At 59.6% G+C, this 24,696-nt stretch carries 19 protein-coding genes and 2 pseudogenes; 3 read left to right on the top strand and 18 right to left on the bottom strand.

Annotation, left to right across the window (positions count from 1 at the left end):
- Nucleotides 1–8: 8 nt before the first annotated feature.
- Both purL and M0412_RS03535 read right to left on the bottom strand, forming a co-directional pair.
- Nucleotides 9–2,243 carry a phosphoribosylformylglycinamidine synthase subunit PurL gene (purL, locus tag M0412_RS03530; RefSeq protein ID WP_142840119.1) on the bottom strand — a complete coding sequence of 745 codons (2,235 nt, stop codon included), beginning with the start codon at nucleotides 2,241–2,243 and terminating at the stop codon, nucleotides 9–11.
- Between the two features lie 152 nt (nucleotides 2,244–2,395).
- Nucleotides 2,396–3,814 (bottom strand): PLP-dependent aminotransferase family protein, encoded by a 1,419-nt coding sequence (locus M0412_RS03535; RefSeq protein WP_142840118.1) that lies wholly within the window; start codon nucleotides 3,812–3,814, stop codon nucleotides 2,396–2,398.
- Between the two features lie 93 nt (nucleotides 3,815–3,907).
- Here M0412_RS03535 and M0412_RS03540 point away from each other — a divergent pair, with 93 nt between their 5' ends.
- A complete protein-coding gene (locus tag M0412_RS03540) occupies nucleotides 3,908–4,213 on the top strand; it encodes a DUF1127 domain-containing protein (protein WP_052819706.1) in 306 nt (101 codons plus the stop codon).
- Nucleotides 4,214–4,451: 238 nt separating this feature from the next.
- On the opposite strand, the gene M0412_RS03545 is transcribed toward M0412_RS03540, so the two are convergent.
- From M0412_RS03545 to M0412_RS03610, 14 genes and pseudogenes are all read right to left on the bottom strand, one after another.
- The gene (locus tag M0412_RS03545; protein ID WP_142840117.1) at nucleotides 4,452–4,856 is read right to left on the bottom strand and encodes a hypothetical protein; all 405 of its coding nucleotides are present in this window, start codon (nucleotides 4,854–4,856) and stop codon (nucleotides 4,452–4,454) included.
- A gap of 78 nt (nucleotides 4,857–4,934) precedes the next feature.
- Entirely contained in the window at nucleotides 4,935–5,606 is a 672-nt protein-coding gene (gene purQ, locus M0412_RS03550) for a phosphoribosylformylglycinamidine synthase subunit PurQ (RefSeq protein WP_052819707.1), read from the bottom strand.
- Between the two features lie 120 nt (nucleotides 5,607–5,726).
- A complete protein-coding gene (purS, locus tag M0412_RS03555; protein ID WP_003507918.1) occupies nucleotides 5,727–5,969 on the bottom strand; it encodes a phosphoribosylformylglycinamidine synthase subunit PurS in 243 nt (80 codons plus the stop codon).
- A 55-nt stretch (nucleotides 5,970–6,024) separates the two neighbouring features.
- Nucleotides 6,025–6,789 (bottom strand): phosphoribosylaminoimidazolesuccinocarboxamide synthase, encoded by a 765-nt coding sequence (gene purC / locus M0412_RS03560; RefSeq protein ID WP_003516002.1) that lies wholly within the window; start codon nucleotides 6,787–6,789, stop codon nucleotides 6,025–6,027.
- A gap of 203 nt (nucleotides 6,790–6,992) precedes the next feature.
- Nucleotides 6,993–7,556, bottom strand: coding sequence for an alpha/beta hydrolase (locus tag M0412_RS03565; protein ID WP_142840116.1), 564 nt, complete (start codon nucleotides 7,554–7,556; stop codon nucleotides 6,993–6,995).
- A 69-nt stretch (nucleotides 7,557–7,625) separates the two neighbouring features.
- Nucleotides 7,626–8,933: an adenylosuccinate lyase gene (gene purB / locus M0412_RS03570; protein ID WP_269699803.1), complete on the bottom strand. Its 1,308-nt coding sequence runs from the start codon at nucleotides 8,931–8,933 to the stop codon at nucleotides 7,626–7,628.
- Nucleotides 8,934–9,046: 113 nt separating this feature from the next.
- Nucleotides 9,047–9,553 (bottom strand): hypothetical protein, encoded by a 507-nt coding sequence (locus tag M0412_RS03575; protein ID WP_269699802.1) that lies wholly within the window; start codon nucleotides 9,551–9,553, stop codon nucleotides 9,047–9,049.
- Between the two features lie 55 nt (nucleotides 9,554–9,608).
- The gene (rpe, locus tag M0412_RS03580) at nucleotides 9,609–10,286 is read right to left on the bottom strand and encodes a ribulose-phosphate 3-epimerase (protein ID WP_142840113.1); all 678 of its coding nucleotides are present in this window, start codon (nucleotides 10,284–10,286) and stop codon (nucleotides 9,609–9,611) included.
- A gap of 132 nt (nucleotides 10,287–10,418) precedes the next feature.
- Nucleotides 10,419–11,545: pseudogene (locus tag M0412_RS03585) on the bottom strand (ABC transporter substrate-binding protein).
- 838 nt (nucleotides 11,546–12,383) lie between these two features.
- Entirely contained in the window at nucleotides 12,384–12,800 is a 417-nt protein-coding gene (locus M0412_RS03590; RefSeq protein ID WP_269699800.1) for an NUDIX domain-containing protein, read from the bottom strand.
- A 13-nt stretch (nucleotides 12,801–12,813) separates the two neighbouring features.
- Nucleotides 12,814–14,313, bottom strand: a complete 1,500-nt coding sequence (locus M0412_RS03595) for a DEAD/DEAH box helicase (protein ID WP_269699799.1) — start codon at nucleotides 14,311–14,313, stop codon at nucleotides 12,814–12,816.
- A 219-nt stretch (nucleotides 14,314–14,532) separates the two neighbouring features.
- Complete coding sequence (locus M0412_RS03600) at nucleotides 14,533–15,831, bottom strand: M23 family metallopeptidase (protein ID WP_269699798.1); 1,299 nt, start codon at nucleotides 15,829–15,831, stop codon at nucleotides 14,533–14,535.
- Nucleotides 15,832–15,942: 111 nt separating this feature from the next.
- Nucleotides 15,943–16,770: a ferritin-like domain-containing protein gene (locus M0412_RS03605; protein ID WP_269699797.1), complete on the bottom strand. Its 828-nt coding sequence runs from the start codon at nucleotides 16,768–16,770 to the stop codon at nucleotides 15,943–15,945.
- Between the two features lie 19 nt (nucleotides 16,771–16,789).
- Nucleotides 16,790–17,254, bottom strand: a pseudogene (locus tag M0412_RS03610) (peroxiredoxin); the annotation flags it as partial.
- A 235-nt stretch (nucleotides 17,255–17,489) separates the two neighbouring features.
- Between M0412_RS03610 and M0412_RS03615 the strand changes: the two are divergent.
- Entirely contained in the window at nucleotides 17,490–20,873 is a 3,384-nt protein-coding gene (locus M0412_RS03615) for a DUF3971 domain-containing protein (protein WP_269699796.1), read from the top strand.
- Between the two features lie 174 nt (nucleotides 20,874–21,047).
- On the opposite strand, the gene tyrS is transcribed toward M0412_RS03615, so the two are convergent.
- Nucleotides 21,048–22,301, bottom strand: a complete 1,254-nt coding sequence (gene tyrS, locus M0412_RS03620; RefSeq protein ID WP_269699795.1) for a tyrosine--tRNA ligase — start codon at nucleotides 22,299–22,301, stop codon at nucleotides 21,048–21,050.
- Nucleotides 22,302–22,448: 147 nt separating this feature from the next.
- Here tyrS and M0412_RS03625 point away from each other — a divergent pair, with 147 nt between their 5' ends.
- Nucleotides 22,449–23,573: an anhydro-N-acetylmuramic acid kinase gene (locus M0412_RS03625; RefSeq protein WP_269699794.1), complete on the top strand. Its 1,125-nt coding sequence runs from the start codon at nucleotides 22,449–22,451 to the stop codon at nucleotides 23,571–23,573.
- 249 nt (nucleotides 23,574–23,822) lie between these two features.
- Here the strand turns inward: M0412_RS03625 and M0412_RS03630 are convergent, their stop codons facing one another.
- Nucleotides 23,823–24,500 (bottom strand): alpha/beta hydrolase, encoded by a 678-nt coding sequence (locus M0412_RS03630; RefSeq protein WP_020012833.1) that lies wholly within the window; start codon nucleotides 24,498–24,500, stop codon nucleotides 23,823–23,825.
- Nucleotides 24,501–24,696: the final 196 nt, after the last annotated feature.

Here is a 24,696-nt window from a genome sequence, read left to right on the forward strand (position 1 = left end):
TCCTTAATTCATTCTGCGGCGAGCAAAGTTTCGCCGTCCATGAATTGAGGGAACCACGATTCATAGGCCAAGTGCAATTCTTTAATCTCGACAGCGCGCGCCGTGCCCAGCTTTACGGTGGAACCGCCGGTAACGCCAATGGCCACGCAGGAAACGCCCGCCGTCTTGGCAGCCGCCTGCACCTTGTCGAGATCGCTTTTCTTGACGGTGAGGACATAACGGCCCTGATCTTCGCCATAGAAGGTGAGGACCGGATTGTGGCCTTCGACCGCATCGATCGTTGCGCCGATACCCGAGGAAATCGCCATTTCGCCGATCGCAAGCGCCAGACCGCCCGAGGAGCAATCGTGGACGGCGGTGGCCAGGCCGTCGGTGATGACGCCACGAACGAAATCGCCGTTTTGCTTCTCGGCAGCCAGATCGACATGCGGCGCCGGGCCATCGATACGGTTATGGATGTCACGCATGTAAACCGACTGGGCGATATGCGTGCCGAGGCCGGCAGGTGCGCCGACCAGAAGCACCACTTCGCCCTCGGCAGCGAAACGGATGCGTGCCATGCGGCCCCAATCCTTCAGGAGGCCAACGCCGCCGATGGTGGGGGTGGGCAGGATCGCCTGGCCATTGGTCTCGTTATAGAGCGAGACGTTGCCAGAAACGATCGGGAACTCCAAGACGCGGCAGGCTTCGCCGATGCCCTTGATGGCATGGACCAGCTGGCTCATGATCTCGGGCTTTTCCGGATTGCCGAAATTGAGGTTGTCGGTGGCCGCCAGCGGCAGAGCGCCTGTCGCGGTGATATTGCGCCAGCATTCGGCAACCGCCTGCTTGCCACCCTCGAAGGGATCGGCCTCGACATAACGCGGGGTTACGTCGGAGGAGAACGCGAGCGCCTTCTTGTCGTGGCCTTCAACACGCACCACGCCGGCATCGCCACCCGGTAGCTGCAGGGAATTGCCCTGGATCAGCGTGTCATATTGCTCATAGACCCAGCGGCGCGAGGAGTTGTTGGCCGAACCGAGCAGCGACACCAGTGCATCGGCAATATCGGCTGCGGGAACGTCGGTTTCGGCCAGCGGCGCCGGCACCTTGGCGGGCGTCCATGGGCGGTCATATTCGGGAGCCTCGTCGCCGAGTTCCTTGATCGGCAGGTTGGCGACTTCCTCGCCATTGTGAATGACGCGGAAACGCAGATCATCGGTGGTCTTGCCAACGATGGCGAAGTCCAGACCCCATTTGACGAAGATCGCCTTGGCGACTTCTTCCTTGGAAGGCTCGAGAACCATGAGCATGCGCTCCTGGCTTTCCGACAGCATCATTTCGTAAGCCGTCATGCGCTCTTCGCGCACCGGCACGGCGTTCAAGTCAAGCTCGATGCCGAGGTCGCCCTTGGCGCCCATTTCGACGGCCGAGCAGGTGAGGCCGGCGGCGCCCATATCCTGAATGGCGATGACCGCGCCGGTCTTCATCAGTTCAAGGCAGGCTTCCAGCAGGCATTTCTCGGTGAAGGGGTCGCCGACCTGAACGGTGGGGCGCTTTTCTTCGATGGATTCGTCAAATTCGGCCGAAGCCATGGTCGCACCGCCGACGCCGTCGCGGCCGGTCTTTGCGCCGAGATAAACGACCGGCAGGCCGACGCCCTTGGCCTCCGAGAGGAAGATCGCATTGGATTTGGCAAGGCCGGCTGCGAAGGCGTTGACGAGGATGTTGCCGTTATACCGCGGGTCGAATTCCACTTCGCCGCCAACCGTCGGCACGCCGAAGGAATTGCCGTATCCGCCGACACCGGCGACGACGCCGGCAACCAGGTGGCGGGTCTTCGGGTGGTCAGGCGCACCGAAGCGCAGCGCGTTCATGGCCGCGATCGGGCGGGCGCCCATGGTGAAGACGTCACGCAGGATGCCGCCGACGCCGGTTGCCGCACCCTGATAGGGCTCGATATAGGACGGGTGGTTGTGGCTCTCCATCTTGAAGACGACGCAGTCGCCATCGTCGATATCCACCACGCCGGCATTTTCACCGGGGCCCTGAATGACGCGCGGTCCTGTTGTCGGCAGGGTCTTCAGCCACTTCTTGGAAGACTTGTAGGAGCAGTGCTCGTTCCACATGGCCGAGAAGATGCCAAGCTCGGTAAAGCTCGGCTCCCGTCCGATCAGGTCGAGGATACGCTGGTATTCGTCGGGCTTCAGCCCGTGGGATGCAACGAGTTCCGGGGTGATCTTGATGGAGTTTGAGATAGACATAGGTCTCACGCGGTTCGAGCCGAGGAAAGTTTCCGGTTCTTTAGCGCAAGAGGCTCAATGGTGCGACAGGAAAATGCGTGGATTCACCCGCTAATTGGCGGTTTGTGCCGTTCACGGCGGCTCATGGGTGATGCCTGCGGGTCCAGAAAGGACTACGCCACGCTTTCGTAACCCACCGACCCATTGTCGAGCAGATGTCTGAGGATGCCGAAGGCCTGCGTCATTTCCTTTTGTTCGGATGGGCCGGAAAAACTGATGCGGATGCGGTGGAAAACCTTGTCCGTCCGTCCGGCCTTGAACTCGTCCTCGTCGTCGATCAGCACGCCTTCCTTCATGGCCGCGCTGCGGAAGGTTCCCGAAAGCCACGGTTCGGGCAGTCTCAGCCACAAAAAGGCAATATCGGGCAGCGAATTGAATTCCAGCCCGGAAAAGACGCGTCGGGCGATCGCTTCGCGCTGGTTGATTTCGGCAATGCAATCCTTGCGGATATCGTCGGCGTCGCCGCTATTGACGAGGCGGGCATTCAGTTCGGCCAGCATGAAGGGCAGGCCGCCGGTCAGCATCGAATGCGAAATCCGTATTCTCGATGAAAATTGCGAGGGGCAGGCCACCCAGCCGCCCCTGGTGCCGGCCGAAACGGATTTCGACAGGCCGCCGACGACGAAGGTGATGTCGGGTGCAAATTCCGCGATGAGCGGGATCGCATCCCGGGTCATAGCGCCGTAGAGATTGTCCTCTATGATCCATACGCCGTATCTGCGGGCGATATCGGCAATTGCCCGCCGCCGATCTTCAGGCAGGGTGGCGCAGGTGGGGTTCTGGCCCGCCGACATCAGGAAGATCATTTTCGGATGCTGTTGGGCGCAAACGCGCTCGAAATCATCGGGAACAATGCCCTTTTCATCCGCCTCCACCAGTGTCACGCGGCGTCCGGCAAGGGCGGCGCTGCGGCTGATATGGGAATAGGTGACCGGTTCGAAGACGATGCGGTCCCCCGGCGCGGTCATTGCCGTTACCACGCTCATCACTGCGGCATGGGCGCCGAGCGTCGAAACGATGTTTTCCGGTTTGGGTGACCAGCCGTTCTGGGACAGCCAGCGAGCGCCCGCCATGCACCAGTTGTCTGGAAGGGTGCGGGTGTAGTTGGAAATTTCGAAGGGATGCTCTTTCGCGAGCGCCTCGATGTACTTGCCGATCAGCACGCTTTGGCCAACATCGGGTGCCGCCGTGGTGTTCAGGCGGAACTCGGCGCTGGTGTCGATGGCATAACGCGTGCCGCCAAATGCCGCCGCCGCCGGTTCTACCCGCGACAACGGGGCGGGGCTCTTGCGCTCGTTGACATAAGTGCCGCGGCCGACTTCGCCGCTGACGAGACCACGTTCATGGATCAGCGCGTAGGCGCGGCTGATTGTACCAATTGTCACGCCCAGATCGTAAGCGAGATTGCGCTGAGGCGGCAATTTCGAGCCGGCCTGCAGGGTGCCGTCGGAAATCGCGCCTTCGATACTGTCCGCAAGGCGCAGATAAATCGGGCCGTCGCCCTCGGTGAGATCAGGAAGCCAATTTGTCATGGTGACAATTTATGCATTGTATCTGTCAGCAAGTCAATTGTATTTATTGTCTGCATTGATTGAGATTAAACGCACGGAGACAATAGGTGCAATATGCGCAAGATGGATCAATACCTTTCGACAGCGGATACGCTTTATCCTGATGGCTACGAACGGGAACGCGTGTTCCGCGATGCCGGCGACATGGTCGCACCGGCGCCCTTTCCGGCCGAGATCGCCCGCACGCTTATTGGTCGCCTGATTATGGGCATGTTGCGCTGGCAGCAGAAACGACGGGGACGGCTCGCCTTGCGGGAATTGCCTGACGATCTTCTGGAGGATATCGGCGTTACACGGGACGAAGCCTTGAAGGAAGCCGCGAAATCGCAGCTTTTCTCATGGCCGTCGCGGTCTTTATAATTTTTGTCGAAGAGCGGTGCCTTCTTTCCCCGGCGCCATCAAGCCATTCGGCAGCCCGCCACGCCACTCCCAACCGGCGTCGGCGGGTTTTTTTATTGGATTTGCGCGGGGATGCAGGCAAATGGCCCGCCGTCATCCTCGGGCTTGTCCCGAGGATCTGCGACGGATTGATTTTATTCGAGGTGATCAGATCCTCGGCACGGGGCGAGACTGACGTCTTTGACGTAGACGTATCTAGTCAGCAGCCCTTGCCGCCATTCGCCCAGCGCTTGACATCGGTTGCGATGCGGCCGGAGATGGCTTCGTTCATGACGGGTCCGAAAGCATCGAGCTTCGCCGGATTGCCTTCTGCCTGAACGACCAGCATGGGGCGTGATTCCGGGCTGTTGCGTGGTACGAGCAGGATGCGCGGACGGCCGGAGAAAGAGTTGAGTTCCGGGGCCAGACGATAGGCCTTGAACGCCGCATCACCCGATTTGAACCAGCAGGCATTCGCGCCAAGAGCAATCCGTTCCATCGTCGGCAGGGCGGCGCGGGATACGGAGGCAGCCGGCTGCGTTTTCGGCTGGCAGGCGGCGAGCGCTACTGCCGCGAGCAGCAATGCGGTGGCTTTATAGGCATTGTGGCGAAGAAGACGAGGCATCAGGTCATCCAGAAGAGAAGCCGAAACTTAGCCGGAAGCCGGCATTAAAAAAGGCGGGCCCGAAGCCCGCCCGATCTATCAGGCTGCGATGACGCCGAGCGCCGAAGCAAAGAGGCCACGCCCGTCATTGCCGCCATGGGCGGCTTCGATGAGGTTTTCCGGATGCGGCATCATGCCGAGAACGTTGCCCTTTGCGTTGATGACGCCGGCGATGTCGTTCAGCGAGCCGTTGGGATTGGTGCCTTCAGCATAACGGAACACGACCTGACCATTGTCTTCCACCGACTTCAGCTCATCCGTATCGAGGAAATAGTTGCCGTCGTGATGGGCGACGGGGCAGCGCAGGATCTGGCCCTTGTCATAAGCGCGGGTGAATTCGGTGTCGTTATTGGTGACTTCTAGCTTCACTTCCCGGCAGACGAATTTCAGCGAGGCGTTGCGCATCAAGGCACCCGGCAGCATGCCCGCCTCGACCAGGATCTGGAAACCGTTGCAGACGCCGAGAACCTTGACGCCCTTTTCCGCCTTTTCGCGAATGGCCTGCATGACCGGCATGCGGGCGGCAATCGCGCCGCAACGCAGATAGTCACCATAGGAAAAGCCGCCCGGAATGACGATCAGGTCGACGTCGGGAATATCCGTTTCCGTCTGCCAGATGGTGACGGGCGCGCTTCCGGAGATTTTCGTCAGCGCGGCGATCATGTCGCGGTCGCGGTTGAGGCCGGGAAGTTGGACGACAGCGGATTTCATCGGGACGGCTCCTGCGGCTTAGAGCGTTTCCAGTAAAAGCGGAAACGCTTTTACGTCCGGACAACGCGCAAAATCAAAGACATAGGTCGGTTTGGAGATTCGAAGAAAAGCCAAAACGATCTAGAGGATGGCGATAGCGTAGTTTTCTATAACCGTATTGGCCAGAAGCTTTTCGCACATTGCCTTCAGGTCGGTCTCGGCCTTGGCCTTGTCGGCGCCTTCCAGTTCCAGATCGAAGACCTTGCCCTGACGGACATGGCCGACGCCGCCGAAACCGAGGCTGCCGAGCGCGCCTTCGATTGCCTTGCCCTGCGGATCGAGAACGCCGTTCTTCAGCGTAACAGTCACCCGTGCCTTGATCACCTGATCTTCTCCTGATTTTACCTTAAGAGGCCAATATTACTTCACGAGGCCGATATTACTTTACCAGGACTGGGCCGGTGCCGCGGATCGGTTCGTTTTCATTGATGATGCCGAGACGGCGCGCCACTTCGGAATAGGCTTCCACGAGCCCGCCCATATCGCGGCGGAACAGGTCCTTGTCCATCTTTTTCTGGGTCTCGATGTCCCACAGGCGGCAGCTGTCTGGCGAAATCTCGTCGGCCAGAATGATGCGCATCATGTCGCCTTCGAACAGGCGGCCGCATTCGATCTTGAAATCGACGAGCTGGATGCCAACACCGAGGAACAGGCCGGACAGGAAGTCGTTGACGCGGATGGCAAGCGCCATGATGTCGTCAAGCTCGGCGGGGTTGGCCCAGCCGAAAGCCGTGATGTGCTCTTCGGAGACCATCGGGTCTTCCAGCTCATCCGACTTGTAATAAAACTCGATGATGGAGCGCGGCAGCACCACGCCCTCGTCAATGCCGAGGCGCTTGGAAAGCGAGCCGGCGGCAACATTGCGCACGACGATCTCAAGCGGGATCATCTCCACTTCCTTGATCAACTGCTCGCGCATGTTGAGGCGGCGGATGAAATGGGTGGGAATGCCGATCTTGTTCAGATGCGTGAAGACATATTCGCAGATACGGTTGTTCAGCACACCCTTGCCGTCGATGACTTCGTGCTTCTTCTTGTTGAAGGCGGTCGCATCGTCCTTGAAGAACTGGATAAGCGTGCCTGGCTCCGGACCTTCGTAGAGGATCTTGGCCTTGCCTTCGTAAATACGGCGGCGACGGTTCATAATGGCAGGTCTCTTGGTTGACGCCGATTCTGGTGGCGTTACGTTTCTGTCTTTGAGCGGTCCCATAAAGGAAAAGAGTGCATTCTACAATGCAGCTCGCATATCTTCCCTTCAATTCTTGTGTCGGGCCGGAAGGTTGCACCGGCCGGAAACCGGCCGGTGCAACTGGCAAGTGGCGGGACGGGTCTTGCCTCAGCCCCTCGTCAGGGTTCGTTCGCCTTCAGTCGGCTCAGGAACTGGGCGAAGACCATGCCGCCCTCCGGCCATGGGCCGTGGCCGGACTCAGCGTTGATATGGCCGGACATGCCGGCATCGATCAGCAGCGAACCCCAGGCGGCGGCAATGTCATCGGCATGTTCGTAAGTGCCGAAGGGATCATTGCGGCTGGCGATGGTGATCGTCGGAAATGGCAGCGGATCGCGCGGATAAGGGCCGAAGGTCATCAGATGTTTCGGGCGGATATCGGGATTGGCGACATCGGGCGGCGCGACGAAAAGCGCGCCCGAGACCTTCTTGCCGATTTCCGGCAACGCATGGATCACGGTCGGCACGCCGAGTGAATGGGCGACGAGGACTATGGGCTTGGTGGAGGCATTGACCTCTTCCACCAGCCGGGCGACCCAGTCTTCCTTCACGGGTTTTGTCCATTCCGCCTGCTCGACCCGGCGGGCGGTGGAAAGCTTGCGCTCCCAGCGGGTCTGCCAGTGGTCGGGGCCGGAATTGGTATAGCCCGGTACCATGAGGATATCTGCTTCTGAAACTTTCATGCGCCCATATCTGTGTTGTGATGCCGCCGCGATCAAGGCCGCGACGGCATTAACTTTGGAGACCCTGCCTTACGCCTTGCCGAAGACGCGCGCGAAGATCGTGTCGACATGCTTGGTGTGGTAACCAAGGTCGAATTTCTCGCGGATGGTCGCTTCGGGAAGGGCGGCGCGCACTTCCTCGTCACCCAGCAGTTCCTCAAGGAAATCTGCGCCCTGTTCCCAGACCTTCATGGCATTGCGCTGGACCAGACGGTAAGCGTCCTCGCGGGAAACGCCGGCCTGCGTCAGCGCCAAAAGAACGCGCTGCGAATGCACGAGGCCGCGGAACTTGTTCATGTTCTTCAACATGTTGTCCGGATAGATCACCAGCTTTTCGATGACGCCGGCAAGGCGGTTCAGCGCGAAATCCAGCGTGACGGTCGTGTCGGGACCGATGGCGCGCTCCACGGAGGAGTGGCTGATATCGCGCTCATGCCAGAGCGCCACGTTTTCCATGGCCGGCACGACCGACATGCGCACCAGACGGGCAAGGCCGGTCAGGTTTTCGGTCAGAACCGGGTTGCGCTTGTGCGGCATGGCGGAGGAACCCTTCTGCCCGGGAGAGAAGAACTCTTCGGCTTCCAGAACCTCGGTGCGCTGCATGTGGCGGATTTCGATGGCGACGTTTTCGATCGACGAGGCGATGACGCCGAGAACGGCAAAGAACATGGCGTGGCGGTCACGCGGGATGACCTGCGTGGAGACCGGCTCGGGGATGAGGCCGAGCTTTGCGCAGACATGCTCCTCAACGCGCGGGTCGATATTGGCGAAGGTGCCGACGGCGCCGGAGATCGCGCCGGTGGCGATTTCCGCGCGGGCATTAACGAGGCGCTCGCGGTTGCGGTGCATCTCGGCGTAAAAGCGGGCAAAGGTCAGGCCCATGGTGGTCGGCTCGGCATGGATGCCGTGGCTGCGGCCGATGCGCACCGTGTTCTTGTGCTCGAAGGCGCGGGTCTTCAGTGCTGCGAGTACACGGTCCATATCGGCAAGCAGCAGATCGGCGGCGCGCACGAGCTGGATGTTGAGCGTGGTGTCGAGCACGTCCGACGAGGTCATGCCCTGATGCACGAAACGGCTGTCGGGACCGACAAATTCGGCAAGGTGGGTCAGGAAGGCGATGACGTCATGCTTGGTGACGGCCTCGATCTCGTCGATGCGGGCGACGTCGAAGGTGGCGCTGCCGCCCTTTTCCCAGATCGTCTGGGTCGCCGATTTCGGAATGACGCCGAGCTCGGCCAGTGCGTCACAGGCATATGCCTCGATCTCGAACCAGATGCGGAACTTTGTTTCCGGCGACCAGATGGCGACCATTTCCGGCCGGGAGTAACGAGGGATCATGGCGATGGCTTTCTTCGTAGAGAGGCTAGGCTTGGTGGAGGAACTTGGCTTTGTGGGAGTTTTGCTGCCCGTTTAGCAAAGTGTTCCGGTAATCTCAATCTAAAGCTACATGGCTATGTAGCGCGATGGGCCCGCCGGCAAAGGATTGCGCCCGCCAGGGCCAGCGGAACGGCGGCATAGGGGAAATAAAGGCCGAGGCCGAGAATGCAGAACTGGTAGATTGCGCCGAGCGAGGTGAAGATCTGCTGGAAAAACCAGATGCGGGAAAACGCCGGCGCATGCCACTGCGCATAAAAGATGCGGTACTGAAAAGCGAAAAATATCGCCGCGACCGCCAAAGTGAAGAATGCGATGGCGAGACAGCTTGCCGCAAAGCGCAGCGTCAGGCTGGTAGAAGCGGGCAGGAAGCGCAGCGCCACCATGGCCAGCGGCCAGCCGAGAAGACCACCGCAGAAGAACAATATCCCGATATCAGCGGCATGGTCGGTTTCCAGCCGGTTTCGGAGATAGAGGCCGAGGGCGGCGGTGGCCGCCGAACAGACGGCCCAGACAAGCGGGGCAAGGAGAGGGAACAGCGATGCCGATACTGTGTTGCGGAAATCCTGCCTGTCGCTGTCCATCAAGCCCTCATCCAAACGCCCCGTAGTCCTGCTTCCGGCGTGTTTTCTCCGTGGGTCAGGACCTTCCGGCCTCCGCCGCCGTGCGCAACAATGACACCGTCTTGCGGTAGTCTTCGACACCATCGCCCTTGAAGACCGCCGAGCCGGCCACCAGTGCATTGGCCCCGGCAGCGATGATCGCGCCGGCTGTCTGCGCCGTTACGCCGCCATCCACTTCAAGCTCGATCGGCCGGTCGCCGATCATCGCCTTTGCCGCGCGGATCTTGTCGAGCATGGCGGGAATGAATTTCTGGCCGCCGAAACCGGGATTGACGCTCATGATCAGGATGAGATCAACATCATCAAGCACGTTTTCGATAACGGAAAGCGGCGTGGCGGGATTGAGGGTCACGCCGGTCTTCCGGCCGAGTGTGCGGATGGTCTGCAGCGAGCGGTGCAGATGCGGCCCGGCCTCCGCATGCACGGTGATGCTGTCGCAACCGGCCTTGGCGAAGGCTTCGAGATAGGGATCGACGGGGGCGATCATCAGATGGCAATCGAAAAAGGCGTTGCTGTGCGGGCGAAGTGCCTTGATGACGTCAGGCCCGAACGAGATGTTGGGCACGAAATGACCGTCCATGACATCGAGATGGATCCAGTCGGCACCTGCTTCCGTGACATCGGCGACCTCCTGTCCGAGCTTGGCGAAATTGGCAGCCAGGATCGACGGGGCTATCCGGATGGGCAGGGACATGGGGCAAACTCCTCTCGACGCGTTGCGTAAGCTGCCTTTAGCACCAAGTATCCGGGTTTGAAACGGCCTGCCGCGCGGTTGGCGGCGCTTTTCAGCCCGGCTTCCTCAAATTTCCCGCCGCACTGGCTTTACCTATTGTTTTTCGGCCTTGTCCGCCGGTTCGAAGCGCTGGCCGTTCCAGCGCTGCAGGCGGTAGGGATTGTCGGCAAGTTCGTGCGAGGGATTAAAGCTCAGGTCGCCAATCACGGTTTTGAAGACGGTGCCGGTCGTCAATATTTCCGGCGCGGGTTTCGACTGCGCCTGCGCTGCTTCCGAAAGCGCTGCCGTCAGTTCCGCGGCTGCATAGGCGGGCAGGACATAACCTTCCGGTTCAATGCCGGCGGCGCGCAATTCACCGGTGACGGCCTGGGCCGATGGCAATGTGTCATAGGCCGGGCGGGTGATGGCGAGTACATTTGCCGTAAGCGCTACCGGGGCGTTGGCCGCATTCATGGCATCGCCGCCCATGATGGTAAGGGGGGAACTTTCCGAGGCGGCGTCGCGGGCGACAATGGCGACGTCATTGCGTTCCGCGCCGATGAAGACATGGGTGATGCCGGTTCGCGCCAGCCGGCGCACCAGCGCCACCTGCTGTTCCTGGTTGGGGCGCATCGTGTCGGTGAAGGTGGGTTTCAGCCCGTTTTCCTCCAGCTTGGAGCGAATCCTGTCGACGAGGTCGCGGCTGTAGATCGTGCCGTCATCCACCAGTCCGATGGAGTGACCTTTCCAGTCGCGCAGGATGATTTCCGCTGCCCTTTCCGATTCGGCCCTGTCGGAAGGGGCGAGGCGGAAAAGCGGCCAGCCATATTTCAACGCATCTTCCATCAGGATAGGTGCGCGGCTGGAAAGCGTGATCGCCGGGATGGCGGCCGCCTTCAATGGCGGCAGAACATCCTGGAGCGTTTCAGTGCACAGGAAGCCGATCGCCGCGCTGACTTTGGCGGCCACAAGGCCATCGGCGATGGCGCCGCCGCTGCCATCCTCGCAGCTTTCGTGGATTTCGACGACATCAAGCCCGAGTTTGGCGGCAGCGGCCTTCGCGCCCTGCCGCACCTGCTGCCCCAGAAGCTCATATGGCCCGTTCTGCGGAGCAACAATGCCGATCGACGCCGCGCTTGCTGAGCCCGCAAAGGCAAAACCGGCGATGATCGTTAGCAGGCGAAGTGAAAGCATGACGTGAGCGAAATCCTGTTGTCCCGCTTGATGTTTATCGGCAACAAACGGTTTTCCAAAGGAAAAATCGCCGGAACCCCAGCATAATCGCATATCGCGGTGCACGAGGCGGCGGTTTTGATCGCCAGTTGTCCGATTCAAGCAAACGGGGTCTAAAGACACGTTGTAGTTGCTGCTATCCAATATGATTGTGCGCTACTGTCTTGATTGCGGATTCATTTTTGCTGATCGACAAGTCGCTCGTGAGACGCGTGACGGGAGAAGTATCTCCATTACTTGTTGAGAGGATTTTTACTTTATAAAACTGTAACACGCGATGCGTATAAGCACAGTTTAGCAATGGCTTGTGCGCTGTTTTGCCCTTTAAAGTGCAGCCGCGAAAAGTGCACATTTTATTTTCATATATTTAAATTATTGATATTAAAAGAAAAAAATTAGTTTTTTGGCTCTCCGTCAATTTTTCTTCGTGTCTTTTTTCGCATTTGCGAGAAGATTTGCTTGACGGAAAGTAAATGTTTAGCTTAGATATACGTGTTTCAGGGGACGACTGAAATTGGCTGTAACCAGCCTCGGAAAGTGTTCCGATTATAAGCACTGCCAGACTATATTACATTCTATATTCTATTATTTTCATTACGTATAAACCGCTTCGGGAAACTGGGGCGGTTTTTTACATAAAGCTAATTTAAGCAATTTAAAATTGAATCTGAAAAGCTTCACGCAAAGCTGTTCTCTTATTATTATATTTGCCGAAAAGAAATCGCTCTGCCGGCTTGCCTTCATTGCAGGCAGGCGAGGCTTCCGCCTTTTTCGACGCACCCGTTCCAGATTTTAAAGACGCCCGGCCTGCGGTAACCGTTGCACTTGCCGGTCCCTTATTCGGCGTCATTTCAGGGCGGCCAGCGCGTCCCTCGCGAAGGCGGAAATGGGTGCGGGAAGATTGTCGGGATAAAACCAGCCAATATCGGAAAGCTTGTCCGGTTCGGTCAGTGCCGGCTCGCCACGGGTATCGCGGGCGACGAAGATCAGCGACACCCAATGGTGCCGTTCTTCGGTATCGATATATTCGCTGTGACAGAGAAATTCGACCTTGCCGATGGTCAGCCCGGTCTCTTCTTCGGCCTCTCGCCGTGCTGCGGCGAGGGAGGATTCGAGGTGATCAACCTTGCCGCCCGGAATACTCCAGTATCCGGCTTCCGGTGCTTTCAAGCGCCGGCAGAGAAGCAACTGGCCATCGCGCAATATCGCAAGGCCTACGCCGACACCCGGAAAATCGAGCCCTGGTTTGATTGTCGGCGTCATATTGGTACTGGCCTCAGCCCTTGGCGTTGGCCACGATCAGCATGAAGGCGGGAATGTCGTCGCCGAAGCCGACCGGGGTCGGGCCGTCATCATGGTCGCGATAGTGGCGGCGGCGCTCGCGGTTGTCGTCATTGGCGTGCAGCGGATTACGGATGTTGCGGTCGGAATTGCGCGGGGTCTTTTCCGGTCTGCGTTCTGCTTTCACCTTGTCGTCTCCGTGAGCCACGATCTCGGTAACCGCAGCGGATTGTACATCCTGATTAATGTTTTCGACCGGAGCCGCATCGCGACGGTTCCTGTCGCGGCCCCTGCCACCCCGTTCCTTGTTGCCCCGGCGGCCGGAATTGCTTTCAAAGCTTTCCATGGGTGCGGGCAGCGAGGAGAGGTCGCCATTCAGCCACTCGATCTTTTCGCCGATCAGCTTTTCGATCGCGTCGAGATATTTAGCGTCATTTCTGGTGACGATGGTGAAGGCTTTGCCCGAACGGCCTGCACGGCCGGTGCGGCCAATGCGGTGGACATAGTCTTCGGCATGAATGGGAACGTCGAAGTTGAAGACGTGGCTGACATCGGGGATATCAAGTCCGCGCGCCGCAACGTCGGAGGCGACGAGCAGCGTCAGATTGCCATCCCTGAAGTTCTGCAGCATCGTGGTGCGCGAACGCTGGTCCATGTCGCCATGCAGCGCGCCGACGGAAAAACCGTGACGGTCGAGCGAACGGAACAGGTCGGCGACATCTTTCTTGCGATTGCAGAAAATGATCGCGTTCTTGAGTTCGGCCTCTTCGGCGCGGACGAGATCACGCAGGACAGCGCGCTTCTCATAGTCCTTGTTATGCGCAGCGACGATGTTCTGCGTAACCGTTTTCGCGGTGGAGGAGGGCTTGGCGACCTCGATGCGTTCCGGGTTCTGAAGGAAGCGGTCGGCCAGCTTCTGGATTTCCGGCGGCATGGTGGCCGAAAAGAACAGTGTTTGCCGGGTAAAGGGAATCATCTTCACGATACGTTCGATATCGGGAATGAAACCCATGTCCAGCATGCGGTCGGCTTCGTCGATGACGAGGATTTCAACGCCGGTCATCAACAGCTTGCCGCGCTCGCAATGGTCAAGAAGACGGCCGGGGGTGCAGATGAGAACATCGGCGCCACGCTCGAGCTTGCGATCCTGATCTTCGAACGACACGCCGCCGATAAGCAGGGCGACGTTCAGCTTGTGATTCTTGCCGTATTTCTCGAAATTCTCGGCCACCTGCGCCGCAAGCTCACGGGTGGGCTCAAGGATCAGCGTGCGCGGCATTCTGGCGCGTGCGCGACCCTTTTCGAGCAGGGTGAGCATCGGCAGCACAAAGGACGCGGTTTTGCCCGTGCCGGTCTGTGCGATACCGCAGATATCACGCTTTTCCAGTGCGGGCGGAATGGCGCCGGCCTGAATGGGTGTCGGCGTCGTGTAGCCGGCATCTGCAATAGCGGAAAGAACTTTTTGGCTCAGGCCAAGATCAGAGAATGTTGTCAAAGGAAGAACTTTTTCCGTTCTGGTTCGGTAAGAACACCTGCGTGCCGCTGCGACACTTGCAAAGACTTGGCGCGGGGATATGCCCAAATTGCCGGAAAGTCAAGGAAACAACGGGAAAAGCACGCGAAACGTCGCGGTTCTGACGAGGCTTTTCAGCCTGTGGCGCAGTTTCGTGCGATTTATCGTAAAAAGCGCAAAAAAAGCGTTAAATCTGGGGCGTCATTTTAAATAGGTTTTAAGCTCGGCACCGGCGATCAGGAACCGCATCGGATCGACCGGCGTATCGTTGCGGCGCACCTCGTAATGCACATGTGGACCGGTCGAACGGCCGGTGCTGCCGGCGCGGCCGATGATGTCGCCGGCCTCCACCTTGTCGCCGGCCCTGACGAGGATTGCGGAGAGATGGCCGAATCGCGTCGAGACGCCCTGACCGTGATCGATCTCGACCATATTGCCGTAACCGCCGGAATTTTCCGCCACGGTGACCTTGCCCGCCCCGGTGGCCTTGACGTCGGCGCCGGTTTCGGCACGAAAATCGATGCCTGTGTGCAGAGCCGGCCGCCCGAGAAACGGATCCATGCGATTGCCGAAGCGGCTGGTGATCGTTCTGCCGGGAGCAGGGTTGCCGAAGGGCAGGGCGGTTGCGGTTTCCTTGACGATGTCCAGCCGGTTCAGCGCATTGTCGAGATTGTTCAGCGACAGGTTGAACGGGTCAGTTTCGCTGCGTTCGGGCGCCGCATAGGGGCCGCCAATATCGTCCGTGCCGGTTTCGTCGATTTTCAATCCGGCCTGCCGGATGATGTCCTGCATCGCGCTTGCCTTGTCTTCGGCATCGTTCGTCAATCTGGCAATGCGCGATATCTGCTGGCGCTCGATATCCTTCAATGAAATGGTCACTTTGGAAAACACCCGATCGGCCCGGTCCGAGGGTGTTTCGCCGGATTGAGGCACGTAAGCGGCGCGTTTGTCGGTTGCGGCGGGGGGGGCCGGCTGCGGCTTGCGCGGCGCCATAAGCTTTTCGATTGCCGACAGGCCGCCCGTCAGATCGGCGCGTTTTTCCGGCACCATGGCGTTTGAAAGGGAAGAGGGCGTGGCGGGTGTGGCGGCGACGCCGGAATTTTCGGCGCGCTCCAGCAACTCGCTCATTCGCCCGTGCCTGGAGGTCAGCGCCGCCTGCTGTTCCAGCAGTTTTTCCACTTTCTTTTCAACGACCTGCTGGTCGAGCAATTGCCGGGAGGTGACCCGGTCCACCTGCGCCCTCAGCGCTGCGATACGGTCTTCATAGTCGTTCTGCATGCGGGTCTGGCGCGCCATGGTCGCACCGATCAGGTCGTCACGCAGGATAAGGTAGCCGGTAGCGCCGAGATAGCCGAGCGAAAACAGGCCGATGGTGCAGCCGGCAAGGGCCGCCATCCACGGACGAATGGTCATGTGCCGAACTTTTTCGCCGCTCGCCAGTATGAGGACGTGCTGCGGCCGCTTTTTGCCGAATACCCGGTTTTCCGCTGTATCAGTCAAAATCTCTCTCCGGACTGGCCGATTTCTCACAGGAAATCATAATTCGTTAAGGTTAACGAAGTTTTGCCGGAAGCATCTATCTGCGCTTGTGCCGTGTTGCCTGGCGCGGTTTTAGCTGTGGCTGACGGAGGTCAGCGAGCGATAAAAGGACGGTGTCAGGCCGGCCTCGGCGCGGGCGAGGTCGTTGAAGGGCGGTTTCAGGGGGCCGCGGAAATTGGCACGCACCAGTTGTCTGAAGGTTGCAGCCGGATCCTTCTTTTCACGGGCGCACAGGAACCGGAACCATTTGGCGCCGATGGCGACATGGCCCTTTTCGTCGTTATAGATGACATCGAGAACGGCAGCGCTTTCGAGATCGCCGGTTTCCCGCATCCTGGCCTGCAGGGAAGGCGTAACGTCCAGTCCGCGCGCCTCCAGAATGAGCGGCACGACGGCCAGCCGCGCGGTCAGGTTGTTGCGGGTGGAATGAGCCGCCTGCCACAGCCCGTCATGGGCGGGCAGATCGCCGTAATCCGCCCCGAGGCTTCTGAGCCGGTCGCGCACCAGCCGGAAATGTTTCGCCTCCTCGAAGGCAACCTGCATCCAGCCGTCGAAAAAAGAGTGCGGCACCGGTTCGCTCGCATAACGGGCGACGATGTCGAGCGCGAGATCGACGGCGTTGAGTTCAATATGGGCAATGGCATGCAGCAGGGCGATGCGGCCCTTTACGGTGTGAAGCGAGCGGCGCTCGACGGCGGTCGGCGGCACGAGCTCCGGCTTCTCCGGTCTGCCCGGACGTTCGGGCAAGGGTGGATCGAGCGGAGACCGCAACGACAGGCGACGCTCGAACCACCGCGTCGCCGTTTCCTGTGCCAGCGCGGTTTTACGGTCGAGATCGGCGCTCGCAATGGCGTCCGTCGCTCCGCCGCGCAGCGAGATGATTTTGAACGGGGGCGTCACATAAGATCCGTTTTTTTAAGAGCTTTTTTGCAGCCTCGAGAACGGCCTGCGCGTGGCCTGCAACCTTCACCTTGTTCCAGATTTCCGCGATTGTGCCGTCCGGTGCGACGAGGACGGTGGTGCGTTCCACACCCATGTATTTCTTGCCATACATGCTCTTTTCCTTCCAGACGCCATAGGCTTCGAGAGCCTTGCGGCCTTCGTCGGAGGCCAGCATGACGGAAAGCGCGTGTTTGGCGGCAAATTTGTCGTGGCTTTTGACACTGTCCGGCGAAATGCCGATGACGACGGCGTTGGCGGCTTCAAATTCGCCGCCCAGCGCGCTGAAGTCGATCGCTTCTGCGGTGCAACCCGAAGTATCGTCCTTCGGATAGAAATAGAGAATGACGGCCTTGCCTTGAAGTTTGGACAATGTCACCGTTCCTTCACCGTTACGGGGCAAAGTAAAATCCGGAGCCGGGCTGCCAATCGTCAAGTCTGTCATAATCTACCTTTCTTTCGCCGGGATGTTGAGTGAAAGTCGCCACATTCGATATATAGCGAAACCGCGCGTCGTCCAGATCACGATTGAGATTTCAGGTCTAATCGGTCCGAAATCTCAATCGTGATCTGGATTAAAGAATTAAAGCGGGATTCCAGACGAAAACCGCTTACACTTTTCGCCATCCCGCTCCGGTGTTGCGGCGAAACAAAAGCTATTCAGGGGCAAGCACGGGCGTATGGCTGAAGTCAGGGGTGAAAAGGTCAAGTTCGGCAGGCGCGATATCATTGCCCTGCACGATCTTCCTTCGGCACAGGCCGAAGATCCCATCATCGTGCATTGCCCGGCGCCGCGCTCCATGCTACGCGCCTTTATCAAGATTTTCGCGGCTCTTTTCGTGCTGGCCTTCCTGTCCATCGGCGGCATCATTCTTTCCGTCGAGACGGGATCGATCGACAAGACGCTCTCCAGCCAGGCGCAACAGGCGCTGGAGAGGGCGCTTGGACCGCATTACAGCGCCCGGATCGGCTCTTCGGCCATAAGGTTCTCCACCGGGCTGCGGTTGGCGCTGGTGGCCGAGGATGTGGATATCGTCGAGAAGGATTCCGGCCAGCATCTGAGCAGGGCCCGGGCGATCGGCATGGCGCTTGATCCGCTTGCGCTGCTGACCGGCCGCATCTCGGTACAGAGCCTCGAAGCCGATGGCATGGAGCTCGACACGGCACTTTTGCCCAAGGGTAACGGTTTTGATCTTTCCAGCATCAAGCTCGACGCCGTACCGCAGCAATTGCAGGCTGCCTTCGGACAACTCGACAAGCTTGCCCAGGCTTTCCTAAGCAGCGGGACCGAGGAAATCGATATTTCCAGCGTTTCGGTGCATCTGCCGCCCGGCGAGCTTGGAAAACCACGCACCATCGAGATACGCGAGCTGTCGCTCACACCCGACCAGCAGGGTGGATATTCGCTTGACGGGGAGACGCTGTTTAACGGCGAGATCGCCAGTCTCTCGCTGACGACATCTGGGTCCGGCGGCGTGATCGACGGTTTTCAGGCGCGGATCGACGGTTTCGATATCGGGCCGTTTCTGGAAAAATTCGATCCGCAGGGCAATCTGCATGAGGGGCTAAACGTCAAGACCGGTGTCAGCATCGTCGCCCGGCGCGCTGCGGAAGGGCATGAGCCGCAGCTGGAAGTTTCTGTCGGCATGGGCAACGGAACGCTTCTGATTGGTGGCGAAGCCCAGCCCTTCACGGCCGGCAGCGTCAATGCGCGCTATGATTTCGAAAAAAGTACCCTGGTAATCGCCAATTCGCGGCTGGAGCTGGGACGGACGATTATACCGGTTACCGGTGAAATCCGCGATACGGAGGAGGGTTTCGGCCTTTCACTCCGGGTCGACAACGGAATTGCTTCGGCCGAAGCCTCGGGCGAGGAGCCGGTTCCCTTCAGCCTGAAGGCGGATGGGCAATTTACGGCGGCGACAAAGCAGCTCGACGTTCCCGCGCTTTACGTTACCGGTCCGCTTGGAGACATGGCGGGATCGCTGAAAGTCCGCTTCGGTGAAGGCTCGCCGGAAATCAGCTTTGGCGGCCAGATTCCGAAGATGGAGGCCACGGCGGTCAAGCAGCTCTGGCCGTTCTGGATGGCGCACAAGCCGCGTGAGTGGGTGGTAACCAACCTTTATGGCGGCACGGTCACCAATGGCTCGATTGCGATCTTCATTCCGCAGGGGCGGATGTGCGGTCCCGGCTGCCCGCTGGTGCTCGGCGAGAGCGAAATGCAGATCCGCTTCGATATTGACGATACGCGGCTGAACACCACGGGCGATATTCCGCCGCTTCGGGATGTCGATGCACATTTCAATATGGTCGGCGGCGGCATGACCGTCGACATCGAGCGGGCGACATCCTATTTCCCGTCCAACCGGTCGCTTGCGCTGGAGAACAGCCGGTTCCTCATCTCCAATGTTTATGACAAGCCGCTGCTCGGAAATGTCGAGTTGAATGTTTCCGGCTCTGCCGACGCCGTTGCCGAGCTTGCGACGCTGAAGCCGATCAATGCGCTGAAGGATACGCAGTTCAAACCGGAAGATTTCACCGGTGACGTGAAGGCCAGTGCGAAGCTGACCGTTGGCCTGCTGTCCAGCCAGAACCCGCCTCCGCCGGTGTGGACGGCCGATCTCGATTTGAAGAACCTGGCGCTGACGAAGCCCTTTGCCGGTCACAAGGTGACGGCGCTGGACGGTTTCATGGCGTTGAACGACCGGCAGCTCAAGCTTCAGGGCAAGGGCCGTGTGGACGATGTGCCGATGGATATCGAGATGACGGAGCCGGTGCGCAAGAACGGCGATGTCCCCTCAACGCTGTCGCTGAAGGCGACCCTGAACGAAACGCAGGTCGCCAAGCTTGCGCCGGAACTGTCCTCGGTTCTTGGCGGCACGACGGTGCTGGAAGTTGATGGTGCGGATCCGAAACGGCAGGACATCAAGCTTGATCTGACCCGGGCGTCGATCATTCTGCCGGGGCTTGGCTGGAGCAAGGGTATCGGCATTCCGGCAAAAGCCGCTTTCACCACCGAGACAGTGGATGGCCGCACGACGATCAGTGATTTTTCCCTCGACGGGGACGGTTTCGGCGGCGCCGGCGATATCGCCTTCAGCAAGAACGGGCTGATTTCAGCCGATCTCAGCCGTGTGCAGCTGTCGCCCTCCGACAATTATGCCGTTTCCGTCGCGGCCTCCAAAAACGGCTATATCATCACCGCCTCGGGAAAATCCGCCGATGTCCGGCCGTTCCTTTCGAAACTGCGCAGTTCTTCCGGCGGCGGTGATGGCACGTCGCGCTCGCAGCCCTCGCTTGCCATCAAGACACAGTTCGACAAGGTCTATGGTTTCAACGACGAAATCCTCGCCAATGTCAGTTCCGATATCAGCGTGCGCGACGGCAAGGTGCGTTCGATCGATTTTCGCGGTGTCACCGGCAACGGCCAGGCGGTGGTGGCGCAGACCACCAATCGCGGCGCGACGGGAACCGTGACGCTGACCAGCAGTGATGCCGGTTCGCTTGCCCGTTTCGCCAATATCTACAGCCGCATCCGTGGCGGTCTTCTCAATCTGGCGCTGACGACCGCCAATGGCAGCGACTGGAGCGGTTCGCTCGACCTGCGCAATTTCGCCGTGGTCAACGAAGCGAAATTGCAGGATATCGTCGCCACCCCCGCCGGTGAAGATGGCAGAAGCCTCAACAATGCGGTTCGCCGCAACATCGATGTCAGCTCGGAGAAGTTCCAGCGCGGTTTTGCCCGCGTGGTTTACGTCAATGGTTCGGTTGCGGTGGAAAACGGCGTGGTGCGCGGTGAACAGATCGGCGCGACGTTCCAGGGGTTGCTCAAGGACCAGAGCGGCCGCATGGACATGACCGGTACCTTCATGCCCGCTTATGGCCTGAACCGGCTGTTTGGCGAGTTGCCCTTCATCGGCATCTTCCTCGGCAACGGCCGCGACCGGGGACTGCTCGGCATTACCTTCAAACTATCCGGCCAGACGGACCAGCCGAAGCTGACCATCAACCCGCTGTCGCTGATCGCGCCGGGTGTCTTCCGGCAGATTTTCGAATTTCAGTAACAGGGCCCACATCACAAGGCGGCCACACACTCGACGTCATCCTCGGGCTTGACCCGAGGATCCATCATTGCGCCGGGCTGTGGATCCTCGGGTCAAGCCCGAGGATGACGGGGAGGGGTGGAGTTGTCCCGGGAGATGCTTTCGTTCCCCCGGAAGAACATCTCTCCGTTGCCCTTACGCCGGGCGAACCAGAACGTGCTTCTTCTTGCCGACGGACAGCTTGATGACGCCGTCGCCGGTCACTTCACCGGTGCCGATCGTCTGGCGTTCGTCGGAAACACCCTGATCGTTGATCTTCACCGCGCCGCCCTGAACGTGGCGGCGGGCTTCGCCGTTCGAACCGGCAAGGCCGGCGCGGACGATGAGGGAGAGGACGCCGACGCCGGCTTCGAGTTCGGATGCCGGAACCTCGATGGAGGGCAGGTTTTCAGCCAGCACGCCTTCCTCGAAGGTCTTGCGCGCGGTTTCAGCCGCTTCTTCCGCTGCAGCGCGGCCATGCAGGATCGCCGTCACTTCGGTTGCGAGGATCTTCTTCGCTTCGTTGATCTCCGATCCGCCAAGCGCCGCAATGCGGGCGATTTCGTCCATCGGCAGGGTGGTGAAGAGCTTGGCGAAGCGCACGACATCCGCATCTTCGGTGTTGCGCCAGTATTGCCAGAAATCATAGACCGGCAGGAGGTCCTTGTTCAGCCACACGGCGCCCGATGCCGACTTGCCCATCTTCGCACCCGAAGAGGTGGTCAGAAGCGGTGAGGTCAGCGCGTAAAGCTGCGGTGTCCCCATGCGGTGACCGAGGTCGATGCCGTTGATGATGTTGCCCCACTGGTCCGAACCGCCCATCTGCAGCCGGCAACCGGTGCGCTGGTTCAGCTCCACGTAATCGTAGGCCTGCAGGATCATGTAGTTGAATTCGAGGAAGGACAGCGACTGCTCGCGGTCGAGGCGCGTCTTCACGCTGTCGAAGGACAGCATGCGGTTGACCGAGAAATGGCGGCCGACATCGCGCAGGAATTCGAGGTAGTTCAGGCCACGCAGCCAGTCGGCATTGTTGATCATCAGCGCCGGATTATTGGCGCGTTCATAATCGAGGTAGTTGGCGAAGACATGCTTGAGCGACGTGATGTTGTCCTCGATCATGTCGATCGTCATCAGCTTGCGGGCCTCTTCCTTGAAGGAGGGATCGCCCACCATGCCGGTGCCGCCGCCCATCAGCGAGATCGGCTGGTGGCCGGTCTTCTGCATCCAGTGCAGCATCATGATCTGGGTGAGGTGACCGACATGCAAACTCGAAGCCGTCGGGTCATAGCCGATATAGGCGGTCACGGTTTCCTTGGCGAACAGTTCGTCGAGACCTGCCTCATCGGAGATCTGGTGAATGAAGCCGCGCTCATCGAGCGTGCGGAGGAAATCGGACTTGAACCTGGACATAACCTTTTACTTTCTGGTTGGATATTTGCTTCATTGGAGCCAATGAACGCCGGGGCTTTATCACTGTTTTTTAAAAAGTGCACCCGTTTCGGCCATGAATAACCGCGATTCATGTCAGCATGATTCGATATTGCAAGGGAGCGGCGCGTGGGTGAGGTTAAAACGGCAATCGGGTTGATGAGCGGCACATCGATGGACGGTATCGATATAGCCCTGTTACGCACGGATGGCGAAAACGTGGTGCGACACGGGCCGAGCGGTTATTTCCCCTATGATCCCGGTCTGCGCGCCATCTGGCAGAAGGCGCTCACGACAGCCAAATCCATCCGCGAACGGCGTGAGCGTCCGGGTGATCTGGGCGAGGCCGAGCGCAAGTTGACGCTTGCCCATGCGGCGGCGGTGAAATCCTTTCTCCATCGTCACCGGCTTCTGCCCGGTGATATCGATGTCATCGGGTTTCATGGACAGACCGTGCTGCACCGGCCGGATGAGGCACTGACCGTACAGATCGGCGACGGCGCGCTGCTGGCCTCCGAAACCGGCATCGACGTGGTGTACGACATGCGGGCCAACGACATGGTGCATGGCGGGCAGGGCGCGCCGCTGATCCCCGCCTATCACATGGCGCTTTCCGCCAATCTGCCTGATGGGTTCGAAACGCCCGCCGTTTTCGTCAATATCGGCGGTATCTCCAATCTGACTTATATCGGTGAGGCGGGGCGGCTTGCCGCTTTCGATAGCGGCCCCGGCAACATGCTGATCGACCAGTGGATCGAGGCGCATACGGGTAAGGCCTTCGACAAGGGCGGCAAAACGGCGGCAGGCGGCAGCGTGGTTGCCTCGCTGGTGGCGCGTTATATGGAAAGCCCGTTCTTCTCGGCCAATATCCGCCGCTCGCTCGATCGCGGCGATTTCGCGCCGCCGAAAAAGGGTGAGGTCTCTCTGGCGGATGGGGCACGGACGCTGGCGCATCTGACGGGTGCTGCCATCCTCAAATCGGCGAGCTATTTGCCGGAAACGGCGAAGACCTATGTGGTTTGCGGTGGTGGGCGGCTCAATCCGGTGATCATGGGGGAATTTGCCGAGCTTGCAGCAAAGTCCGGTGCGCGGGTGATCGCGGCGGAAGAGGCGGGGTTTGATGGCGGTGCGATGGAAGCGGAGGCCTGGGCCTATCTGGCGGTGCGTTCGATGAGGGGGCTGCCGCTGACCTATCCGGGGACGACGGGGGTGAAGGAGCCTGTGACGGGTGGGGTTTTGGTGCGATCGGAATGACGATCATAGTATAGGACGCGGGCTTGGCTTACCCCCCTCTGCCCTGCCGGGCATCTCCCCCACAAGGAGGGAGATCGGCTAGACGCCTGCTCCCCGCTTGGGGCGCTAGGTCAGAGAGGGTCGGGAGATAACCACGATTCGATCTCCCCACCTGTGGGGGAGATGCCCGGCAGGGCAGAGGGGGGTGAACCACACCTGCCGGCGATCATTTTAGAAAAATCGAGCCGCCTGCCAACAGGGCGCGGCCAATCACCGAATACGCTTGGCCGCCGGTTCCGGCACAAGCTCACCGTTCAGGCGGCGGTCGAGGTAGTCCTCGCATTCGCCCATCAGCTCATCCACCTTGCCGTTGAAGAAGTGGTTGGCGCCGGGAAGGGTGCGGTGGGTGATGAGGATGCCCTTCTGGGTCTTCAGCTTTTCGACCAGACCGTTGACGTCCTTCTCAGGCGCGACCTTGTCGCTATCACCATTGATGATGAGGCCGGAGGACGGGCAGGGAGCGAGGAAGGAGAAGTCGTAGGTATTGGGCTGCGGCGCAATCGACATGAAGCCTTCGATTTCCGGACGGCGCATCAGGAGCTGCATGCCGATCCAGGCGCCGAAGGAATAACCGGCGACCCAGCAGCTTTTCGAATCGGGATGCAGGCTCTGCACCCAGTCGAGAGCGGAGGCGGCATCGGAAAGCTCGCCGGCGCCGTGGTCGAACTCACCCTGGCTGCGGCCGATGGAGCGGAAGTTGAACCGGAGCGTCGTGAAACCGCGCTTCTGGAAAAGATAGAACAGCTGATAGACGATCTGGTTGTTCATCGTGCCGCCAAACTGCGGATGCGGATGAAGGATGATCGCGATCGGCGCGCTCTTTTCCTTGGAGGGTTGATAACGGCCTTCGAGGCGACCCGCAGGGCCGTTAAAGATGACTTCGGGCATTGGTACTCCGGTCCGTGTTTTTTCGTTCCCGAACCGCATTCTGCCAATGAGAAGACTTGACGAACTGTGTCAGCTTTTCTAGAACGCAGTTTAGAACAATTCGAAACTTTGCGTGTGCTTAAGCACTCGGGTGGTGTCATAAGGCAAGCGCAACTGTAATTTCAAGAAAAATGCGTTTTTACGCATTGAAGATTGG

The organism is Agrobacterium sp. O3.4 (assembly GCF_041414895.1).
Lineage (GTDB): Bacteria > Pseudomonadota > Alphaproteobacteria > Rhizobiales > Rhizobiaceae > Agrobacterium > Agrobacterium cucumeris.

Excerpts from the sequence above, each read along its gene's own strand:
- M0412_RS03565 (WP_142840116.1), bottom strand. The coding sequence starts at position 7,556 with ATGAAAGTTTCAGAAGCAGATATCCTCATGGTACCGGGCTATACCAAT.
- purL (WP_142840119.1), bottom strand. The coding sequence starts at position 2,243 with ATGTCTATCTCAAACTCCATCAAGATCACCCCGGAACTCGTTGCATCC.
- M0412_RS03545 (WP_142840117.1), bottom strand. The coding sequence starts at position 4,856 with ATGCCTCGTCTTCTTCGCCACAATGCCTATAAAGCCACCGCATTGCTG.
- rpe (WP_142840113.1), bottom strand. The coding sequence starts at position 10,286 with ATGTCCCTGCCCATCCGGATAGCCCCGTCGATCCTGGCTGCCAATTTC.
- purQ (WP_052819707.1), bottom strand. The coding sequence starts at position 5,606 with ATGAAATCCGCTGTCGTCCAACTTCCCGGCCTCAACCGCGACCGCGAC.
- M0412_RS03615 (WP_269699796.1), top strand. The coding sequence starts at position 17,490 with ATGGCTGAAGTCAGGGGTGAAAAGGTCAAGTTCGGCAGGCGCGATATC.
- M0412_RS03630 (WP_020012833.1), bottom strand. The coding sequence starts at position 24,500 with ATGCCCGAAGTCATCTTTAACGGCCCTGCGGGTCGCCTCGAAGGCCGT.
- tyrS (WP_269699795.1), bottom strand. The coding sequence starts at position 22,301 with ATGTCCAGGTTCAAGTCCGATTTCCTCCGCACGCTCGATGAGCGCGGC.
- M0412_RS03590 (WP_269699800.1), bottom strand. The coding sequence starts at position 12,800 with ATGACGCCGACAATCAAACCAGGGCTCGATTTTCCGGGTGTCGGCGTA.
- M0412_RS03575 (WP_269699802.1), bottom strand. The coding sequence starts at position 9,553 with ATGGACAGCGACAGGCAGGATTTCCGCAACACAGTATCGGCATCGCTG.
- purB (WP_269699803.1), bottom strand. The coding sequence starts at position 8,933 with ATGATCCCTCGTTACTCCCGGCCGGAAATGGTCGCCATCTGGTCGCCG.
- purC (WP_003516002.1), bottom strand. The coding sequence starts at position 6,789 with ATGAACCGTCGCCGCCGTATTTACGAAGGCAAGGCCAAGATCCTCTAC.
- M0412_RS03535 (WP_142840118.1), bottom strand. The coding sequence starts at position 3,814 with ATGACAAATTGGCTTCCTGATCTCACCGAGGGCGACGGCCCGATTTAT.
- M0412_RS03540 (WP_052819706.1), top strand. The coding sequence starts at position 3,908 with ATGCGCAAGATGGATCAATACCTTTCGACAGCGGATACGCTTTATCCT.